This window comes from Pseudomonas sp. HD6515 (genome assembly GCF_024971855.1).
Classification (GTDB): domain Bacteria; phylum Pseudomonadota; class Gammaproteobacteria; order Pseudomonadales; family Pseudomonadaceae; genus Aquipseudomonas; species Aquipseudomonas alloputida.
Map to the genome: position 1 here is coordinate 913743 of NZ_CP079827.1, position 16157 is coordinate 929899.

Here is a 16157-nt window from a genome sequence, read left to right on the forward strand (position 1 = left end):
GTTGTGAGTAATCGGAGCCGATCAGGGTCATTAGCCAGCCAGCGAAACGGCGCTGGTAGCTATACGGTTTTTTACCGATAATGGCGACTGGTATTTGGCGCCATGGCTTTGACGATTTTCAGCCCTTTCGGGCAAGACACCCTGCAAGGAGTCCAGGATGCAAAAAGAAGGCAAGGTGGTGCCCTTGGCGGCAGCCATCGACCGAGGGGGGCGCACGCCTCATCCTTGCCTTCCGGTCGTGTTGCTGCAGGTGCGCGACAAGGCCGCGTTGCAGTTGCGTCAGGGCCTGCAGGACTTGTTCGACAATGCCGATGACATGCTCTTCGAAATGGCCGACAAGGCCTCGGACCGCGGTGACCAGAACCTGTACTTCGAGGCCATGCGTGACCTGCGCCTGAAGCGCAAGAGCATCGAGCGTGGTTTTCTGGATACGTTCCATGATGCTTTCCTCCGAGCCGGCCAGGTCGACTTGCTGGCAAACCTGGTCGAGCCGGGCAACCCGCGCAGCAAGGCTCAAATGGAGCGGGCCGCCGCCATCGAGGGCATGGTGGCGCGGGTACTGTCACGCGATGGCATTGCCCTGCAGCAACTGGGTCTGCGCCTGCAGGCATTGCTCGACCGCCCCCTGTACGAGCAGCACAACCCATTGGGGCCAGCCGCGCTGTGTCGTTACTTCCTCGAGGCCGGGCGTAATCTGGGCGTTGGCCTGCGGGTCAAGCTGGTGCTGCTGAAGCTGTTCGAGCGTTATGTGCTACGTGATGCCGATGTGATCTATGGCGAAGCCAATCAGTTGCTGGCCGCTGCCGGCGTACTGCCCGAGCTGCAACCGGCGCCGCGCCGGCGTGCCGAAGACCGGCGCATGCGTGCGCGACCCGGGCCGGCGAACCTTGGCCAGGAGGAGGGGGCGGACGCCGCAGGGCAGGCGTTGTTTGCCTCGTTGCAGGCACTGCTGGCGCCGGTGCGCGGGCAGTTCGCTCCGCGCTTGCACGCGGTGGCTGCCGCCCAGCCGATCAGTACCGCTGACCTGCTCCGGCTACTGTCGCATTTGCAGCGCTATGTGCCCGCCACGTACGAGGCCGATGACTTCGAGCTCGGCCAGCAGCTTGAGCAGCTGCTGTTGCGGGTCAGCGTGCGCAGCGGCACGCGCCGGCGCCTTCACGTGGCTGATGAAGACATGATCAACCTGGTTGGCCTGCTGTTCGCGTTCATCCACAACGATGACAACCTGCCGGCCAGCCTGCGGGCGCTGATTGCGCGCCTTCATATTCCCCTGCTCAAGGTGGCATTACTGGACAAGGGGCTGTTCAGCCGGAGTAGCCACCCGGCGCGCCGTTTGCTCAACGAAATCGCCGGCGCCGCGATTGGCTGGGAGTGCGGCAGCGAAGGCCAGCGTGACAGCTTGCACGTGCGGGTAGAGCGTATCGTCCAGCGTTTGCTCAATGATTTTGCCGACGATGCCAGCCTGTTCGCCGAGTTGCTCGACGACTTCCTGGCATTCAATCAGGACGAACGGCGACGTAACGAGTTGCTGGAGCAACGCACTCGCGACGCCGAAGAAGGCCGTGCCCGGGCAATGCAAGCCAGGCAGCAGGTGCAGCACGTGCTCAACCAGCGCCTGCGTAGCCGGGTACTGCCGCAGGTGGTGGTGCAAATGCTGGTGCAGGCCTGGAGCCAGGTACTGCTGCTGGCTTGGCTGAAACAGGGCGAGGGCTCACAGGCCTGGCACGACGCAGTGCAGACGATGGACATGCTGCTGGCCAGCATCACGCCGCCACATGAGCCACAAGCCTTGCTGCAGCAAGTGCCAGGCCTGCTCAAGGCGCTGCGCGATGGCCTGGCCAGTGTAGCCCTGGACGCGGTGGCGACCCGCGAGTTCTTCCTGCAACTGGAACAGTTGCACCTGCGGGCCTGCGCAGGTAATGAGGCGCTGCCGGGCAGGGAGGGCCAATCCTTGGGCGATGTGCGGGTGGCCGAAGAGATTGTGCTGGCTATTGCCGAAGAGCCCGCCTGCGTGCCCCTGCACGCTGCCGACGGGCAGGCTGCAGCGCTGCGCCAGGCGCAACGCCTGCGCATCGGCACCTGGGTCGAGGTGCTCGACGAGGATGAACCACTGCGCTGCAAGCTGGTCGCGCGCATTGACAGCAGTGACAGGCTGGTGTTTGCCAACCGCACCGGCATGAAAGTGCGCGAGTGGAGCAGCGCCAGCCTGGCCCAGGCACTGCAGCGGCACGAAGTGCGCGTACTGGATGACCGCCTGTTATTCGAACGGGCGCTGGAGGCGGTACTTGAGAGCTTGCGGCAAGGGCAGGCGCAATAGGCAGACTCATTACAATCATTCACATGCACACGGTGTTGGCCGCAGGGCATACTGTGGGCATGTTCACGGCGTTTTTCAGGATCTGCCCATGCAATTGGACCGTGCCACTGGCTGGTTCCACGGAATCGGAATCACCCACTGCCCCTCGCCGAACTTCAATGCGCGCCCCGAAGGCGAATCGATTTCCCTGCTGGTGATCCACAACATCAGCCTGCCCCCGGCCTGTTTCGGCACGGGCAAGGTGCAGCAATTCTTCCAGAACCGCCTGGCCCCTGATGAACACCCGTATTTTGCCAGCATCAACCACTTGACTGTGTCGGCGCACCTGTTTGTCGAGCGTGACGGCGCGGTGACGCAGTTCGTGTCGTTGCATGACCGTGCCTGGCATGCGGGTGTGTCGAGCTTTGACGGGCGCGAAGGCTGTAACGACTTTTCCATCGGCATCGAGCTGGAAGGCACCGACGACCTGCCCTATACCGATGCCCAGTATGCGGTGCTGGAGCAACTCACCCGGCACATCCGCAGTGCCTGGCCGGCCATCGACCTGAACCGCATTCAGGGCCACAGCGACATTGCCCCGCAGCGCAAGACCGACCCCGGCCCGGCCTTCGACTGGCCGCGCTACCGCCAGGCGCTGCAGCACAACGAGGACAAGGCATGAGTTTTCTGGTGTTGGTGCTGGCGCTGTGGGTCGAGAAGTTTTCGGCGCTGCGCCATAAGGTGCAGCGTGACGGGTTCTTTCTTGGTGAACTGGTGCGCCTGGAACGCAGCGGCAAGGTGCACCCGTGGTGGACGTTGGCCATCCTGGTGTTGGCGCCGGTAGCGCTGCTGGTGTTGCTGCTGCATGTGCTGGAGCCTGTGGCGTATGGTTTGCTGGCGTTGCCGGTGCACCTGCTGGTGCTGATCTACAGCCTGGGCCGCGGCGATGCCAAGGCATCGTTGGGGGCGTTTCGTGATGCCTGGCGGCGGGGGGACGATCAGGCGGCGCTGCACGTAGCCGAGCGTGACCTGGGCCTGGTGGCCGATGAACCCCACAGCCTGCTGGTACGGGTGCAGGGTAACTTGCTGTGGCAGGTGTACCAGGGCTTTTTTGCGGTGATCTTCTGGTATTTCGTACTGGGCCCTGGCGCTGCGCTGGCTTATCGATTGTTGGCGCTGTGTAGCGAGCACAGCAAGCAGCCGGCTTTGAAGGCGCGTGCCGAGCAGTTGCGGCACATCATGGACTGGTTGCCGGTGCGGGCGCTGGCGTTGAGCTTTGCCCTGGTGGGCAACTTCCTCGCGGTGACACGGGTGATGCTGCACGAGGTGCTCAACTGGCACATCAGCGCCGGGCACCTGGTGGCTCGGGTGGGGCGGATTGCCGATGACATTCCCGAGGAAGAGGACAGCCAGCGCGGTTTGGGGCGGCTGGACAGTCTGTGGGAACTGCTGTTGCGCTGTGCAGTGCTGTGGTATGCCGGGTTCGCGCTGTGGACCGTGCTGGTCTGATTCGGGGCCAATCGCATCCCACGCGAATCCCGGTCACCCGAGTTTCACCAGCCGAACAACGTGCAAGCATTGCGGGTGCTGGCCTGTGCCAGCACCTCGACATCCAGCTCCATCACGTGCGCCAGCGCCGTGGCAATTTCCGGCAGATGCTCCGGGCTGTTGCGTACCCCCGGGTACATCGCCGGTGCCATGTCCGGTGCATCAGTCTCCAGCACCACACTGTCCAGTGGCAGCCGCGCCAGAGTCTTGCGCAGCCGCAGCGCCTGCGGCCAGGTACCCGCACCGCCTAACCCAAGCAGGAAGCCCAGCTTGATGTACTCGCGGGCCTCTTCGTAGCTGCCGGCAAACGCATGAATCACCCCCGCCCGCGCTGGCTTGTAGCGCTTGAGTGTGGCAATCACCTGGGCATGGCTGCGGCGCACGTGCAGCAGGGCCGGTAGTTCGAAGTCGCAAGCCATCTGCAGTTGCGCTTCGAACAGCGCCTGCTGGCGGGTCTTGTCAAGGTCTGCGAGGTAATAGTCCAGGCCAAACTCACCTACGGCACATAGCCGCGGGTTGTCGCGCAGGCGCTCCAGCCACTCGCGCAACTGCACCAGGTGCTCAGGGCGATGCTGGTCGAGGTAGACCGGGTGCAGGCCAAGCGCGGCGAACAGGCGCGGCTCGGCGCAGGCCAGCTCCCATACGCGCTGGAAATTCGCCTGGTACACCCCCAGCACCACCATCCGCTCCAGTCCACGGGCCGCCGCGTTGGCCAGCAGGCGCGGACGGTCGGCGTCGAAGTCGGGGAAGTCCAGGTGGGTGTGGGTGTCGATCAGGCGCATGTTCAGGCTGCTGAGATGCGTTGCTTGAAGGTGCGGCCAACGGCGTGCACGCCGGGTTCATAGCGTTTTTCCTCGATGGCGGCCAGTGCCAGTTCAAGCGCAGTGGCGGCAATGTGGCCATGCTGCTGGGCCATGGCATTGACCGGCAGCGGCAGGAAGTCGAGCAACTGGTTGTCGCCAAAGGTACCCAGCTGCAGTTGGCGCGAGTCGACCGGGCGCGCCTGCAGGGTGTCGAACACGCCCTGCAACAGCACGTACGAAGTGGTCACCAGAGCATCCGGCAGGCCCCCCAGGTCGTCGATCAGTTGCTGCATCAGGCGTTGGCCGCACTCACGGCTGAACGCTTCGCCCTGATAGCGGCGCACTTCGCCGGTATAGCCTTGCAGGGCTTCGTCGAATCCGCCGGCACGCGCCTGGCTAACCGACAGCTCGGGGCGTGCGCCAATCAGGGCGATGCTGCGTGGGGCCGAGCTGAGCAGGCTGGCGGCCAGCTGGCGGCTGGCATCGCGGTCGTCGCTGATCACCGAGCAGAAGTGTGCGGGGTCCAGACGGCGGTCGATGGCAATCACCGGCAGGCCTTTGTCCTGCAGCTCGCGGTAGCTGTCATCTTCTGGCGGCAGGCAACTGGCAACGAACAGCGCATCGCATCGGCGCGCACGGAACAGTTGCTGCAGTTGGCGCTCGCTGTCTGGCTGGTCGTCGCTGCTGGCGATCAGCAGCTGGTAGCCGCGGGCGCGGGCGCCTTGCTCCAGTTGCTTGGCAATGCGGGCGTAGCTGGGGTTCTCCAGATCCGGGAGAATGAAGCCCAGGGTGCGGGTATGCCGGCTGCGCAGCCCAGCAGCCTGCGGGTTGGGGGTGAAGCCGTGGGCTTCGACCACCGCGCGTACCCGCTCGACAGTACTGTTACTGATGCGCTGCTGTTCAGCCTTGCCATTGATGACGTAGCTGGCAGTGGTCACGGACACACCGGCCAGACGGGCGATATCGCTGAGTTTCACCGAATTTTCCTTGTTATTACCGGGGCTGGCTGTAAGGCCGGACCGGGTAGTTTGACCCGGTACAGGCATCACGCGCAGACGACCATTGTCGCAATTGTCCGACAGGATGGGGCTTTTTACTGGGCAGATTATCGAGTAACGTGGCCGTCTGGTCAGATTAAACGTTTCAGCTGCCGAATTTTCTGCCTCGGCTGCCACCTGCGCAAGGCTGCTGAACTGGCCCTTTATGTGAATTTCACAACAATACTCCAGTACCCGAACGGGAACTGCAAAAGGAGAAGGTCATGCTCGAGCTCGCCAATGAGCAGATAGCCATGGGCCAGAAGGCCGCCGACAAGGCCGAGGCATTGCGCCTTTTGGCGGATCGGCTGGTTGCGGACGGCCTGGTTGCCGACGGTTACCTGCAAGGGCTGCAGGCCCGGGAGGCACAAGGCTCCACGTTTCTTGGCCAGGGCATCGCCATTCCCCATGGTACGCCGCAAACACGTGACCTGGTGTATGCCACCGGCGTACGCCTGCTGCAGTTCCCCGAGGGAGTAGACTGGGGTGACGGGCAAATGGTCTACCTGGCCATTGGTATTGCCGCCCGCTCCGACGAACACCTGCGCCTGCTGCAGCTGTTGACCCGGGCGCTGGGCGAGACCGACCTGGCCGAAGCCTTGCGCCGTGCCAGCTCTGCCGAAGCGCTGCTCAAGCTGCTGCAGGGCGCGCCCCAGGCGCTGGCGCTGGATGCGCAGCTGGTCGGCCTGAACGTGCCGGCAGAAGACTTCGACGAACTGGCCTGGCGCGGTGCCCGCCTGCTGCAACGTGCCGACTGTGTCGACAGTGGCTTTGCCGCCGTGCTGCAGCAGGCCGAGCCGCTGCCGCTGGGTGAGGGCCTGTGGTGGCTGCACAGCGAGCGCCAGGTTCGTCAGCCGGGCCTCGCCTTCATCACCCCGCAGCAGCCGCTGCGTTACCGCGACCAGCCGCTCAACGGTCTGTTCTGCCTGGCCAGCCTTGGCGCCGCTCACGAGGCCCTGCTCGAGCGTCTGTGCGAAGTCTTGATCGAAGGCCGCGGGCAGATGCTCTACCAGGCCACCAGCAGCCGTGCGGTACTGGAAGTGTTGGGCGGTGAAGCGCCGGCGGACTGGCCTGGCGCACGTGTCGTGCTGGCCAATCCACATGGCTTGCATGCGCGCCCGGCCAAGGTGCTTGCACAACTGGCCAAAGGCTTTGAAGGGGAAATCCGTGTGCGCCTGGTCGATAGCGCGCAGCCAGCCGTATCGGTGAAGAGCCTGAGCAAGCTGCTCAGCCTCGGCGCACGCCGTGGTCAGGCACTGGAACTGGTCGCCGAACCGAGCATCGCTGCCGATGCCTTGCCGGTGCTGCTGGCGGCTATCGAGCAAGGCTTGGGTGAAGAGGTAGAACCGCTACCGCAGAGCGTCGCGCCCATTGCCGATAACGTACCCGAAGTACTGCAAGCGCCAGCGGCCGGCAGCCGTATCCAGGGTGTGGGCGCCGCCCCCGGCATTGCCAGCGGCCCGGCGCATGTCTGTGTCGAGCGTGAGTTCGACTATCCCTTGCGGGGGGAATCGTGCGCCCTGGAGCGGCAGAAACTGCGCGAAGCCTTGGCTACCGTCAATGGCGAACTGCAGGCTTTGGTCCTGCGCAGCGACAAGGCCATTGGCGAAATTTTCGTCACCCACCAGGAAATGCTTGCCGACCCGGCCCTGAGCGACGATGTCGAACAGCGCCTGGCCCAGGGCGAAAGTGCTGCGGCCGCGTGGATGGCCGTGATCGAAGCTGCGGCCCGTCAGCAAGAGGCGTTGCACGATGCGCTGCTCGCCGAGCGCGCCGCCGACCTGCGCGATATTGGCCGCCGCGTGCTGGCGCAGTTGTGTGGGGTGCAGGCGCAGGCTGAGCCCGAGCAACCCTATGTGCTGGTGATGACCGAAGTCGGTCCATCCGATGTCGCCCGCCTGGACCCCAACCGGGTTGCCGGCATTGTCACCGCCCAGGGCGGGGCCACGGCCCACAGTGCCATCGTCGCACGGGCGTTGGGCATACCAGCAGTGGTCGGCGCGGGTGCATCGATACTGCTGTTGGAGAGTGGTACGCCGCTGCTGCTCGATGGCCAGCGTGGTGTGGTCAGCGTCGCACCGCCAGCGGATGAGCTTCAGCGGGCGCTGGCCGAGCGTGACCTGCGCGAGCAACGCCTGCAGGCCGCCTGGGCCAACCGCTTCGAGCCGGCCATCACCCGTGATGGGCATGCCGTCGAGGTGTTTGCCAACATCGGCGATAGCAACGGCATCGCCAAGGTGGTGGAGCAGGGCGCCGAAGGTGTCGGCCTGCTGCGCACCGAACTGATTTTCATGGCCCACCCTCAAGCGCCGGATGTGGCTACTCAGGAAGCCGAGTACCGTCGCGTGCTCGATGGCCTCGATGGGCGCCCGCTGGTGGTGCGCACCCTGGATGTTGGCGGCGACAAACCGTTGCCTTACTGGCCGATCGCTGCCGAGGAAAATCCCTTCCTCGGCGTGCGCGGCGTGCGTTTGACCCTGCAGCGCCCGCAAGTGATGGAAGATCAGTTGCGCGCGTTGCTGCGGGCCGCCGACCAGCGCCCGTTGCGTATCATGTTCCCGATGGTTGGCCAGGTGCACGAGTGGCGTGAGGCTCGGGCCATGGTAGAGCGCCTGCGTGCAGAAATCCCGGTAGCCGACCTGCAACTGGGCATTATGGTCGAGGTGCCTTCAGCGGCCCTGCTGGCAGCGCAATTGGCGCGCGAGGTGGACTTCTTCAGCATCGGCACCAACGACCTGACTCAATACACCTTGGCCATCGACCGTGGCCACCCCAGCCTCTCGGCACAGGCCGATGGCCTGCACCCGGCGGTATTGAGCCTGATCGACATGACCGTGCGCGCCGCCCATGCCCACGGCAAGTGGGTGGGCGTGTGTGGCGAGTTGGCGGCCGACCCGCAGGCGGTGGCCGTGCTGCTGGGGCTGGACGTGGACGAACTCAGCGTCTCCGCGCGCAGCATCGCCGAAGTCAAGGCACTGGTTCGCCAGGCCGATCATCAGACAGCCCGCGCCCTGGCGCGCGAGGCCCTGCAACAGGACAGCGCCGCAGCAGTTCGCGCGCTGGTGGAGCGTTACTGAATGGCCAAGATCCTCACTCTTACCCTGAACCCTGCGCTGGATATCACCATCGGCCTGGACACTCTGCGCCCAGGGCAGGTCAACCGTAGCCAGGCGCAGCACAGTCACGCCGCAGGCAAGGGGCTGAACGTTGCCCAGGTACTGGCCGACCTGGGGCACAGCGTAACCGTGGGCGGTTTCCTCGGGCGCGACAATCTGCAGCCCTTCGAGGCGCTGATCGACGGCCGCGGTTTTACCGACTGCTTTGTCCGTGTGTCGGGCGAAACCCGCAGCAATATCAAGCTGGTCGAGGCCGATGGCCGCGTGACCGACATCAACGGGCAGGGCCCGGAGGTCGACGAGGCGGCACGCAGTGCCTTGCTGCACAGGCTGGAACAGATTGCCCCCGGTCACGATGCCGTGGTGGTGGCCGGTAGCCTGCCGCGTGGAATCAGTGCCGACTGGTTCCGCCAGTTGCTCGAACGGTTGAAGGCCCAAGGCCTCAAGGTAGTCCTGGACAGCAGTGGTGAAGCCCTGCGTGTCGGCTTGCAAAGCGCGCCCTGGTTGGTCAAGCCCAATACCGAAGAACTGGGCGAAGTGCTGGGCCTGGCTGTGGATAACCTGGCGCAACAGCGCGCCGCCGCCAAGCGCCTGCTGGACAGTGGCGTTGAACACGTGGTGGTGTCTGCGGGCGAGCAGGGCGTCACTTGGTTCAGTCGCGATCTGGCCCTGCAGGCCCGCCCACCCAAGGTGCGGGTGGCCAGCACGGTGGGGGCGGGGGATTCGCTGGTGGCCGGCATGGTCCACGGCCTGCTGCTGGCCGAGGCGCCTGCACAGACGTTGACCCGGGCCACTGCCATCGCCGCCCAGGCCGTTACCCAGGTTGGCTTCGGCATCCATGACCGCGAGCACCTGGCGCAGTTGGAAGCGGCCGTGCAACTGACAGAACAACAAGAGGGTTGCCGATGAACATTGCCATAGTCACCGCCTGCCCCAACGGCCAGGTATCGAGTGTACTGAGCGCACGCTTGCTGTCCGCCGCTGCCCAGCGGCGCGGCTGGAGCACCAGCGTCGAAGTGCAGAATACTGAACACCCCGAGCGGCAACTGAGCGCTGCACAGATCGCCGAGGCTGACTGGGTGCTTGTGGTCAGCACCGGGCCGGTGGACCTGGCCCGCTTCGTCGGCAAGCGCCTGTACCAAAGCACGCCGTCCCAGGCGCTGGCTGATCGCGAAGGCTTTCTCGACGAAGCGGCGGCCAACGCCGAACTGCTGGCCGCTGTGACAGGCACCCCCGCCGCAGTTGGCAGTGCTGGCGCCCGCATCGTTGCCGTCACGGCATGCCCGACCGGCGTAGCCCATACCTTCATGGCCGCTGAAGCCTTGCAGCAAGCCGCACAACAACTGGGCTACCAGCTTACCGTCGAGACCCAGGGCTCGGTCGGTGCGCGCAACCCCTTGTCCGCTGACGCCATCGCTGCGGCCGACGTGGTGCTGCTGGCCGCCGACATTGAAGTACCCACTGCACGTTTCGCCGGTAAACGTATTTACCGTTGTGGTACCGGCATTGCCCTCAAGCAGGCCCGCGCTACCCTGGACAAAGCCTTGGCGCAGGCCACGGTGGAAAACGCTGCCGACGCTGCAGCGGCGACCACGCCGGCCAAGGGCGAGAAAACCGGCGTGTACAAGCACTTGCTGACCGGTGTGTCGTTCATGCTGCCGATGGTGGTGGCCGGCGGTCTGCTGATTGCCCTGTCGTTCGTGTTCGGTATCGAGGCCTACAAAGAGGCGGGCACCTTGCCGGCGGCGTTGATGCAGATTGGCGGTGAAGCCGCCTTCAAACTGATGGTTCCGCTACTGGCAGGCTATATCGCCTGGTCCATCGCCGACCGCCCCGGGCTGGCCCCGGGCATGATTGGCGGCCTGTTGGCCAGCACCTTGGGGGCCGGCTTTATCGGTGGCATCGTCGCCGGTTTCCTCGCCGGTTACAGTGCCAAGGCCATTGCCCGATGGGCGCGCTTGCCCAGCAGCCTGGAGGCGCTCAAGCCGATCCTTATCATTCCATTGCTGGCCAGTCTGTTCACCGGGCTGGTGATGATCTACGTGGTCGGCCAGCCGGTAGCGGCGATGCTCGAAGGCCTGACGCACTTCCTCGACAGCATGGGCACCACCAATGCCATCCTGCTGGGGCTGTTGCTGGGCGGCATGATGTGCGTCGACCTTGGCGGGCCGATCAACAAGGCCGCCTATGCGTTCTCGGTGGGGCTGCTGGCCTCATCGAGCTACGCGCCAATGGCGGCGACCATGGCCGCCGGCATGGTGCCGCCGATTGGCTTGGGTATTGCCACCTTCCTGGCCAGGCGCAAGTTCGCCCAGAGCGAGCGCGAGGCGGGCAAGGCGGCGCTGGCGCTGGGGCTGTGCTTCATCTCCGAGGGGGCGATTCCGTTTGCCGCCAAGGACCCTTTACGGGTGATTCCGGCCAGTATCGCCGGTGGTGCGTTGACCGGGGCATTGTCGATGTATTTTGGCTGCAAGCTGATGGCGCCGCATGGCGGCTTGTTCGTGTTGTTGATCCCCAACGCGATCAACCATGCGTTGCTGTATTTGCTGGCGATTGTGGCGGGTAGCCTGGTGACAGCGGTGGTGTATGCGGTTATCAAGAAGAGCGAGGGTGTGGAGTTGGCCGTGGCGCCTGCTAAAAGTGTATGAGCAGACCTCGTTCTGTGGGAGCGGCCTTGTGTCGCGAAAGGGCCGCGAAGCGGCCCCGGCATTGTTTGCATCGACGCTGAAATCCCGGGGCTGCTGTGCAGCCCTTTCGCGACGCAAGGCCGCTCCCACACGGATCGCGCCAGCTTTCAGAAATTGAGCAAGACAGTTGCTCCCACAGAGCCCGTGTTGGCCTTTCAACGGCGATGCTTCTGCCGCAACGGCACCAGTAGATCACCCAGCCCGTTGTGATCGATCTCATGCATCAATGCCAGCAACCCGCCCAGTTCTCCTGCCGGGAAGCCCTTGCGCGCAAACCACGCCAGGTAGTCACCGGGCAGGTCGGCAATGATCCTGCCCTGGTACTTGCCGAACGGCATGCTGCGGGTCACCAGTAGTTCGAGGGTTTCCGGCTTCATCTTCGCGCACCTGGCTGTGGAAAGGCGCCGACCATACTGCAATCTGCACGAAGCCCCAAGCGGCAATCATGCAGAACGCCGTAACCAACAGTCGCCGATCAAGCTGTAAGTTATTGAATAGTAAGGGGTTCGCGTTTTTTAAAAGCGTGGCACGAACACTGCAATTCTCTAGAGGACTATCACCTGCCAAGGAGTTCGACCATGAGCAACCCCAACAAAGACGTGATCGACGTACTCAACGACCTGATCGAGTACAGCAAGGATGGCGAGAAAGGTTTCAAGGCCTCGGCCGATGATGTAAAGAACCCCGAACTGAAAGCGTTCTTCGTCCAGCGTGCGGGCGAGTGCGCCAACGCTGCCAGTGAATTGCAGGGCGAAGTGCGCCGCCTGGGCGGTGATCCGGAAACCTCTACCAGCATCAGTGGCGACCTGCACCGCGGCTGGGTCAACCTCAAGTCGATGGTCACCGGCAAGGACGAAGAAGCCGTGCTGAACGAGGTGGAGCGTGGCGAGGACCACGCCCTCAAGGCCTACAAGGAAGCCCGCGAAAAGCTGGTGAAACTGGGCCGCACTGCCAGCGACATGACCTACAGCCTGGTGGAAAAGCAGCTGCAAGGCGTGCAGCGCAACCATGACCAGGTCAAGGCCCTGCGCAACGCTGCCCGCGCCCGCTCCTAATCGAGCGGGCCCTCTACCCGATTTCGGCCATTGGCCTTGGCGCGGTAGAGCGCTTCGTCCGCAGCACCCAGCACCCTGCCAAGGTCGTGCTGGGTGCCGGACAGACCGATACCGATGCTCACGGTCACTGCGTGGGCATCATCCGCAAACGGTGCCAGCGCCTCGACGCTGGCGCGGATGCGTTCAGCCAGTAGCTGGGCCCCGGCCAGATCGGTTTCCGGCAGCACTACCTGAAACTCCTCCCCACCATAGCGCGCAGCCAGGTCTGCCGGGCGACGAATGCAGGCTTCGATGGCCTTCGCCACTTCGCGCAAGGCATGGTCGCCACCGGCATGGCCATGGCGCTGGTTGAATGCCTTGAAGTGGTCCACGTCCACCATCAGTATCGCCAACGGCTTACGGCTGCGTTGGGCGCGGGCCCATTCCTGGCGCAGCACATGGTCCAGCCTGCGGCGGTTAGCCAGGCCAGTCAGGCTATCGGTGGAAGCGAGCATGGCCAGGTTTTCTTCGGCTTCGTGGCGGCGGCGCAGTTCGCGGCCAAGCAGCAACGTCAGCCACAGAATGCCCACGCACAGACCGCCGGTGGCGACGCTGACCAGAATGGCGGTGCGGCGCCAGGACTGAAACACCTCGTCGGCCGAATCCACCACCAGTACGATCAGGGGCAATTGCGCGACCCGGGCGAAGGTGAATATGCGCGGCTTGCCGCTGCTGTGGGAGCGGGCGGTGAAGTTACCGCTTTGTTCACTGAGGATGCGCTTGAAATTGGGCCGTTCGGTGTAGTAAGTGCCAATCAGCGGGTCTTGCGCGGGGGAGGGCTGGCGGACGAGCAACTGCCCGTCGGTATTGAACAGGTTGATGCTGCTGTCGTGGCCAATGTCCAGGCGCTGGAACAACTCATTGAAGTACGACAGGCGCAGCGCACCCGCTGCCAACCCGGCGAACTCGCCATTGGGGCCCGAGATGCGTCGGCTGAAACTGATACACCAGTCCAGGTCGCCAAGCTTGGCCTTGAACGGGGGGCCCACCAGCAAGCCGAGGTTGGCATTGTGCTGGTGGGCCTTGAACACCCCGGTGTCGCCGAAGTTGGCCTTGCGTGGCACGCTGCTGGTGGAGTCGCCGACGACATTGCCTTGCTTGTCCAGCCACAGCACGTCACCGCGCTTGCGGTCGACGAAGGCTTCATTGAACAGCAGGCGCTGGCGTATCGGGCCGGGGACTTCCGGCAGTTCCTTGCGCCCGACGGCCCAGATCAGGCCTTGCAGTGATTGGTCGTAGAGTTCGACGTTGCGCAGAATGTCGCTTTCGATCAGCTGGACGATGTTGTTCGACGAGCGCACCGCCGACTGCTCGACACTCTCGCGCTCGCGGGCAAGCAGGTAGCTGACGATGGCCACGATGGCGAGCACGGCAAGGCAACTGCCCAGATTGAGGATCAGCTCGGGGTGCGACCTGTAGATTGCGAAACGCGGGGATTGGGTGGGCATGCTCGCTACTGCGTGGGCAGGGCCATTCGCGGCGGCGGTATTCTAGGGAAGCAGGGATTGTCGGACAAGATTTGTCCGACGGAAGCACGGTGTACTGTTCTTTTCGAGTTGCCGTGTGCCCCTGTAGGAGCGGATTTACCCGCGAACATCGGCGAAGCCTTCTTCGCGGGTGAACCCGCTCCTACACTGGCAGCAAAAGATCAGAACACGTTCAGTGGGTAGTCGACGATGACCCGCACTTCATCGTTGTCGCTGTTGCTGTCGATCGACGCATAACCCTGGCTGCCGCGGTGGGTGGCATAACGCACCAGCACCGACAGGTCCTTGAGGTCACCTTCCTGGAACACGTATTTCACGTCCAGGTCGCGTTCCCAGTGCATGGCGTTCTTGCCATCTTCACGGTAGTAGTCGTAGTGAGTGGTGTCCTGAGTGGCCTTGGTCAGGTCAGCCTCGCCGCGCGAGTAGGACAGCGAGGTAGACAAACCAGGCACGCCGACACCGGCGAAGTCATAGCCGTACTGCAGTTTCCACGAACGCTCGTTCGGCGCGTTGAAGTCCGAGTACATGCGCGAGTTGTCCAGGTACACGCTGTCGCCCAGGTTGATGTAGTCGAATGGCGTGTTGCCGTTCACTCGCTGGTAGGCGGCGGTGACGCTGTGGAAGCCTGCGTTGACGGTGAAGTGCACGCTGTAGGTGTTGTTGTCGATCTTGCCTAGCAGGGCCTGACCGGTGTCCTGGGTGTGATAGAAGTGCACGCCTGGGTTCAGGCTGACCAGGTCATTGACCACATAGGTGTAGTCGAAGTCCGCGTAGTACTGGTTCCAGATGTCCTTCAGCTCGGCGGCGTACAGGTTGGCGGTGATGTGCTCGGTACCGCTCCACGACGCGCCGGCCCAGTTCAGGTGCTTGCTCTTGTCGTGCTCGTCCAGTGACCCGTAGTAGGTGTCGATGCGGCGGTGGCCGCTCTGGTTGTACGGGTGGGTGAAGCTGACCTGGCCGCCTTCGAGCAACAGGCCATCAATGCTGGTGTTGGTCAGGCTTACACCGCGGAAAGTTTGCGGCAGCATGCGCGTTTCACCGCCGGCGATCACCGGGTTGGTGAGGAACAGGTCACCGGCTTTCAGTTCGGTGTCGAAGGCCTTGAGCTTGACCGCAGCACCGGCAGTGGAGAACGAATGCGGGGCAGCGCCCAGTTCGCCGTCGTCCTTGATGTGTTCGGGCAGGATGCTGGTGCCGGCATGGCCGCCACCGCCGTCGAGCTTCAGGCCCAGCATGGCATGAGCATCCAGGCCAAAGCCGACCACACCTGGGGTGTAGCCCGACTCGAAACGCGCTACCGCGCCTTGGCCCCACTCGCGGGTGTCGCGCACGCCGGCGTTGTGGTTGTCGCGGTTGAAGTAGGCATTACGAAAATGCAGGTTGAAGGACGAACCTTCGATGAAGCCATCAGCCTTGTCTTCATCTGCCTGGGCGGCGAAAGGGATCGTTGCAGTCAACGCAATGAAAAGCGGGGTAAAACGAAACGCGGAAGGCACCGGTACTAGCTCCTTTGGTCTGACGGTGGGGCAGTTTTTATATTTGAATGTGCGTCTTTTTATAGGTACACGTTACAGCCGGGCTGAGTGTTAAAGCACATAAAAAAAGCCGCTGATCGGCAGCGGCTTTAAAAGGCTAACATATCGGCACCGGAGGTGCCCATGGCGTAGCCAAGGGAAAGAAGGAACAGCGACAGCGTTTGATCAGCTGTCGGCATTGGCATCGACGTTCACTTTGGAAGCTGTCTGTTTCGCGTCTTTTGCGGTATCTGCCTTGTTTGCGGCAACAGCCTCACGGGCCTCTTGATGGACCGCCGCGAACGCTGCATTACGGGTAACGAAAGCCGGGGATTCTTCGGCCATGGCCAGGGGCGACAACAACAGGGAAGACAGGACGAAGACGCTGGCAATACCCATACTGTTGGACATTTGAAACTACCTTCTTGCGGTGCAAGTGCTAATGAGGACAGGGGTAAAGTTAGTCCTTTCAGTGCACTCGAAACAGAGCGAAGTGCGATAAGCACTGTTGCGCAAAAGGTAACGATCCTTGCGAAAATCAATAGGACTTTCGGCGAAAGTCCCGTGCTAGAGCA

13 protein-coding genes are annotated in these 16157 nt (G+C 63.5%); 7 read left to right on the forward strand and 6 right to left on the reverse strand.

Features of this window, described 5'->3' with window-relative positions:
* Positions 1 to 157: 157 nt before the first annotated feature.
* The 3 genes from KW568_RS04355 (at position 158) to ampE (ending at position 3805) form a co-directional block, all read left to right on the forward strand.
* Positions 158 to 2317: a DUF1631 domain-containing protein gene (locus tag KW568_RS04355; RefSeq protein ID WP_004575863.1), complete on the forward strand. Its 2160-nt coding sequence runs from the start codon at positions 158 to 160 to the stop codon at positions 2315 to 2317.
* A gap of 88 nt (positions 2318 to 2405) precedes the next feature.
* Positions 2406 to 2978 (forward strand): 1,6-anhydro-N-acetylmuramyl-L-alanine amidase AmpD, encoded by a 573-nt coding sequence (gene ampD / locus KW568_RS04360; RefSeq protein WP_004575862.1) that lies wholly within the window; start codon positions 2406 to 2408, stop codon positions 2976 to 2978.
* A complete protein-coding gene (ampE, locus tag KW568_RS04365; RefSeq protein WP_003247314.1) occupies positions 2975 to 3805 on the forward strand; it encodes a regulatory signaling modulator protein AmpE in 831 nt (276 codons plus the stop codon). The genes ampD and ampE overlap by 4 nt, the downstream gene beginning before the upstream one ends.
* 44 nt (positions 3806 to 3849) lie before the next feature.
* Here ampE and KW568_RS04370 read toward each other — a convergent pair whose 3' ends face one another.
* The gene (locus KW568_RS04370; protein ID WP_003247313.1) at positions 3850 to 4626 is read right to left on the reverse strand and encodes a TatD family hydrolase; all 777 of its coding nucleotides are present in this window, start codon (positions 4624 to 4626) and stop codon (positions 3850 to 3852) included.
* A 2-nt stretch (positions 4627 to 4628) separates the two neighbouring features.
* Positions 4629 to 5624, reverse strand: coding sequence for a catabolite repressor/activator (gene cra, locus KW568_RS04375; protein WP_004575861.1), 996 nt, complete (start codon positions 5622 to 5624; stop codon positions 4629 to 4631).
* A gap of 284 nt (positions 5625 to 5908) precedes the next feature.
* Here cra and ptsP point away from each other — a divergent pair, with 284 nt between their 5' ends.
* Genes ptsP through KW568_RS04390 form a run of 3 tightly spaced genes read left to right on the forward strand, consistent with a single transcriptional unit; the run spans position 5909 to position 11448 of the window.
* The gene (gene ptsP / locus KW568_RS04380) at positions 5909 to 8761 is read left to right on the forward strand and encodes a phosphoenolpyruvate--protein phosphotransferase (protein WP_004575860.1); all 2853 of its coding nucleotides are present in this window, start codon (positions 5909 to 5911) and stop codon (positions 8759 to 8761) included.
* Entirely contained in the window at positions 8762 to 9709 is a 948-nt protein-coding gene (pfkB, locus tag KW568_RS04385; RefSeq protein WP_004575859.1) for a 1-phosphofructokinase, read from the forward strand. It begins immediately after the preceding gene.
* Positions 9706 to 11448, forward strand: coding sequence for a PTS fructose-like transporter subunit IIB (locus KW568_RS04390; RefSeq protein WP_003247309.1), 1743 nt, complete (start codon positions 9706 to 9708; stop codon positions 11446 to 11448). Before pfkB ends, KW568_RS04390 begins: the two co-directional genes overlap by 4 nt.
* A gap of 194 nt (positions 11449 to 11642) precedes the next feature.
* Here KW568_RS04390 and KW568_RS04395 read toward each other — a convergent pair whose 3' ends face one another.
* Positions 11643 to 11864 (reverse strand): DUF3820 family protein, encoded by a 222-nt coding sequence (locus KW568_RS04395; RefSeq protein ID WP_003247308.1) that lies wholly within the window; start codon positions 11862 to 11864, stop codon positions 11643 to 11645.
* 201 nt (positions 11865 to 12065) lie between these two features.
* On the opposite strand from KW568_RS04395, the gene KW568_RS04400 reads away from it, so the two are divergent.
* Positions 12066 to 12542 (forward strand): PA2169 family four-helix-bundle protein, encoded by a 477-nt coding sequence (locus tag KW568_RS04400; RefSeq protein WP_003247307.1) that lies wholly within the window; start codon positions 12066 to 12068, stop codon positions 12540 to 12542.
* Here KW568_RS04400 and KW568_RS04405 read toward each other — a convergent pair.
* The 3 genes from KW568_RS04405 to KW568_RS04415 all read right to left on the reverse strand — a co-directional run bounded on the left by KW568_RS04405 (position 12539) and on the right by KW568_RS04415 (position 15993).
* The gene (locus KW568_RS04405; RefSeq protein WP_003247306.1) at positions 12539 to 14029 is read right to left on the reverse strand and encodes a sensor domain-containing diguanylate cyclase; all 1491 of its coding nucleotides are present in this window, start codon (positions 14027 to 14029) and stop codon (positions 12539 to 12541) included. The two genes, KW568_RS04400 and KW568_RS04405, sit on opposite strands and share 4 nt — an antisense overlap.
* A 200-nt stretch (positions 14030 to 14229) precedes the next feature.
* Positions 14230 to 15564: an OprD family porin gene (locus tag KW568_RS04410; protein ID WP_003247305.1), complete on the reverse strand. Its 1335-nt coding sequence runs from the start codon at positions 15562 to 15564 to the stop codon at positions 14230 to 14232.
* A gap of 204 nt (positions 15565 to 15768) precedes the next feature.
* A complete protein-coding gene (locus tag KW568_RS04415) occupies positions 15769 to 15993 on the reverse strand; it encodes a hypothetical protein (RefSeq protein WP_003247304.1) in 225 nt (74 codons plus the stop codon).
* Positions 15994 to 16157: the final 164 nt, after the last annotated feature.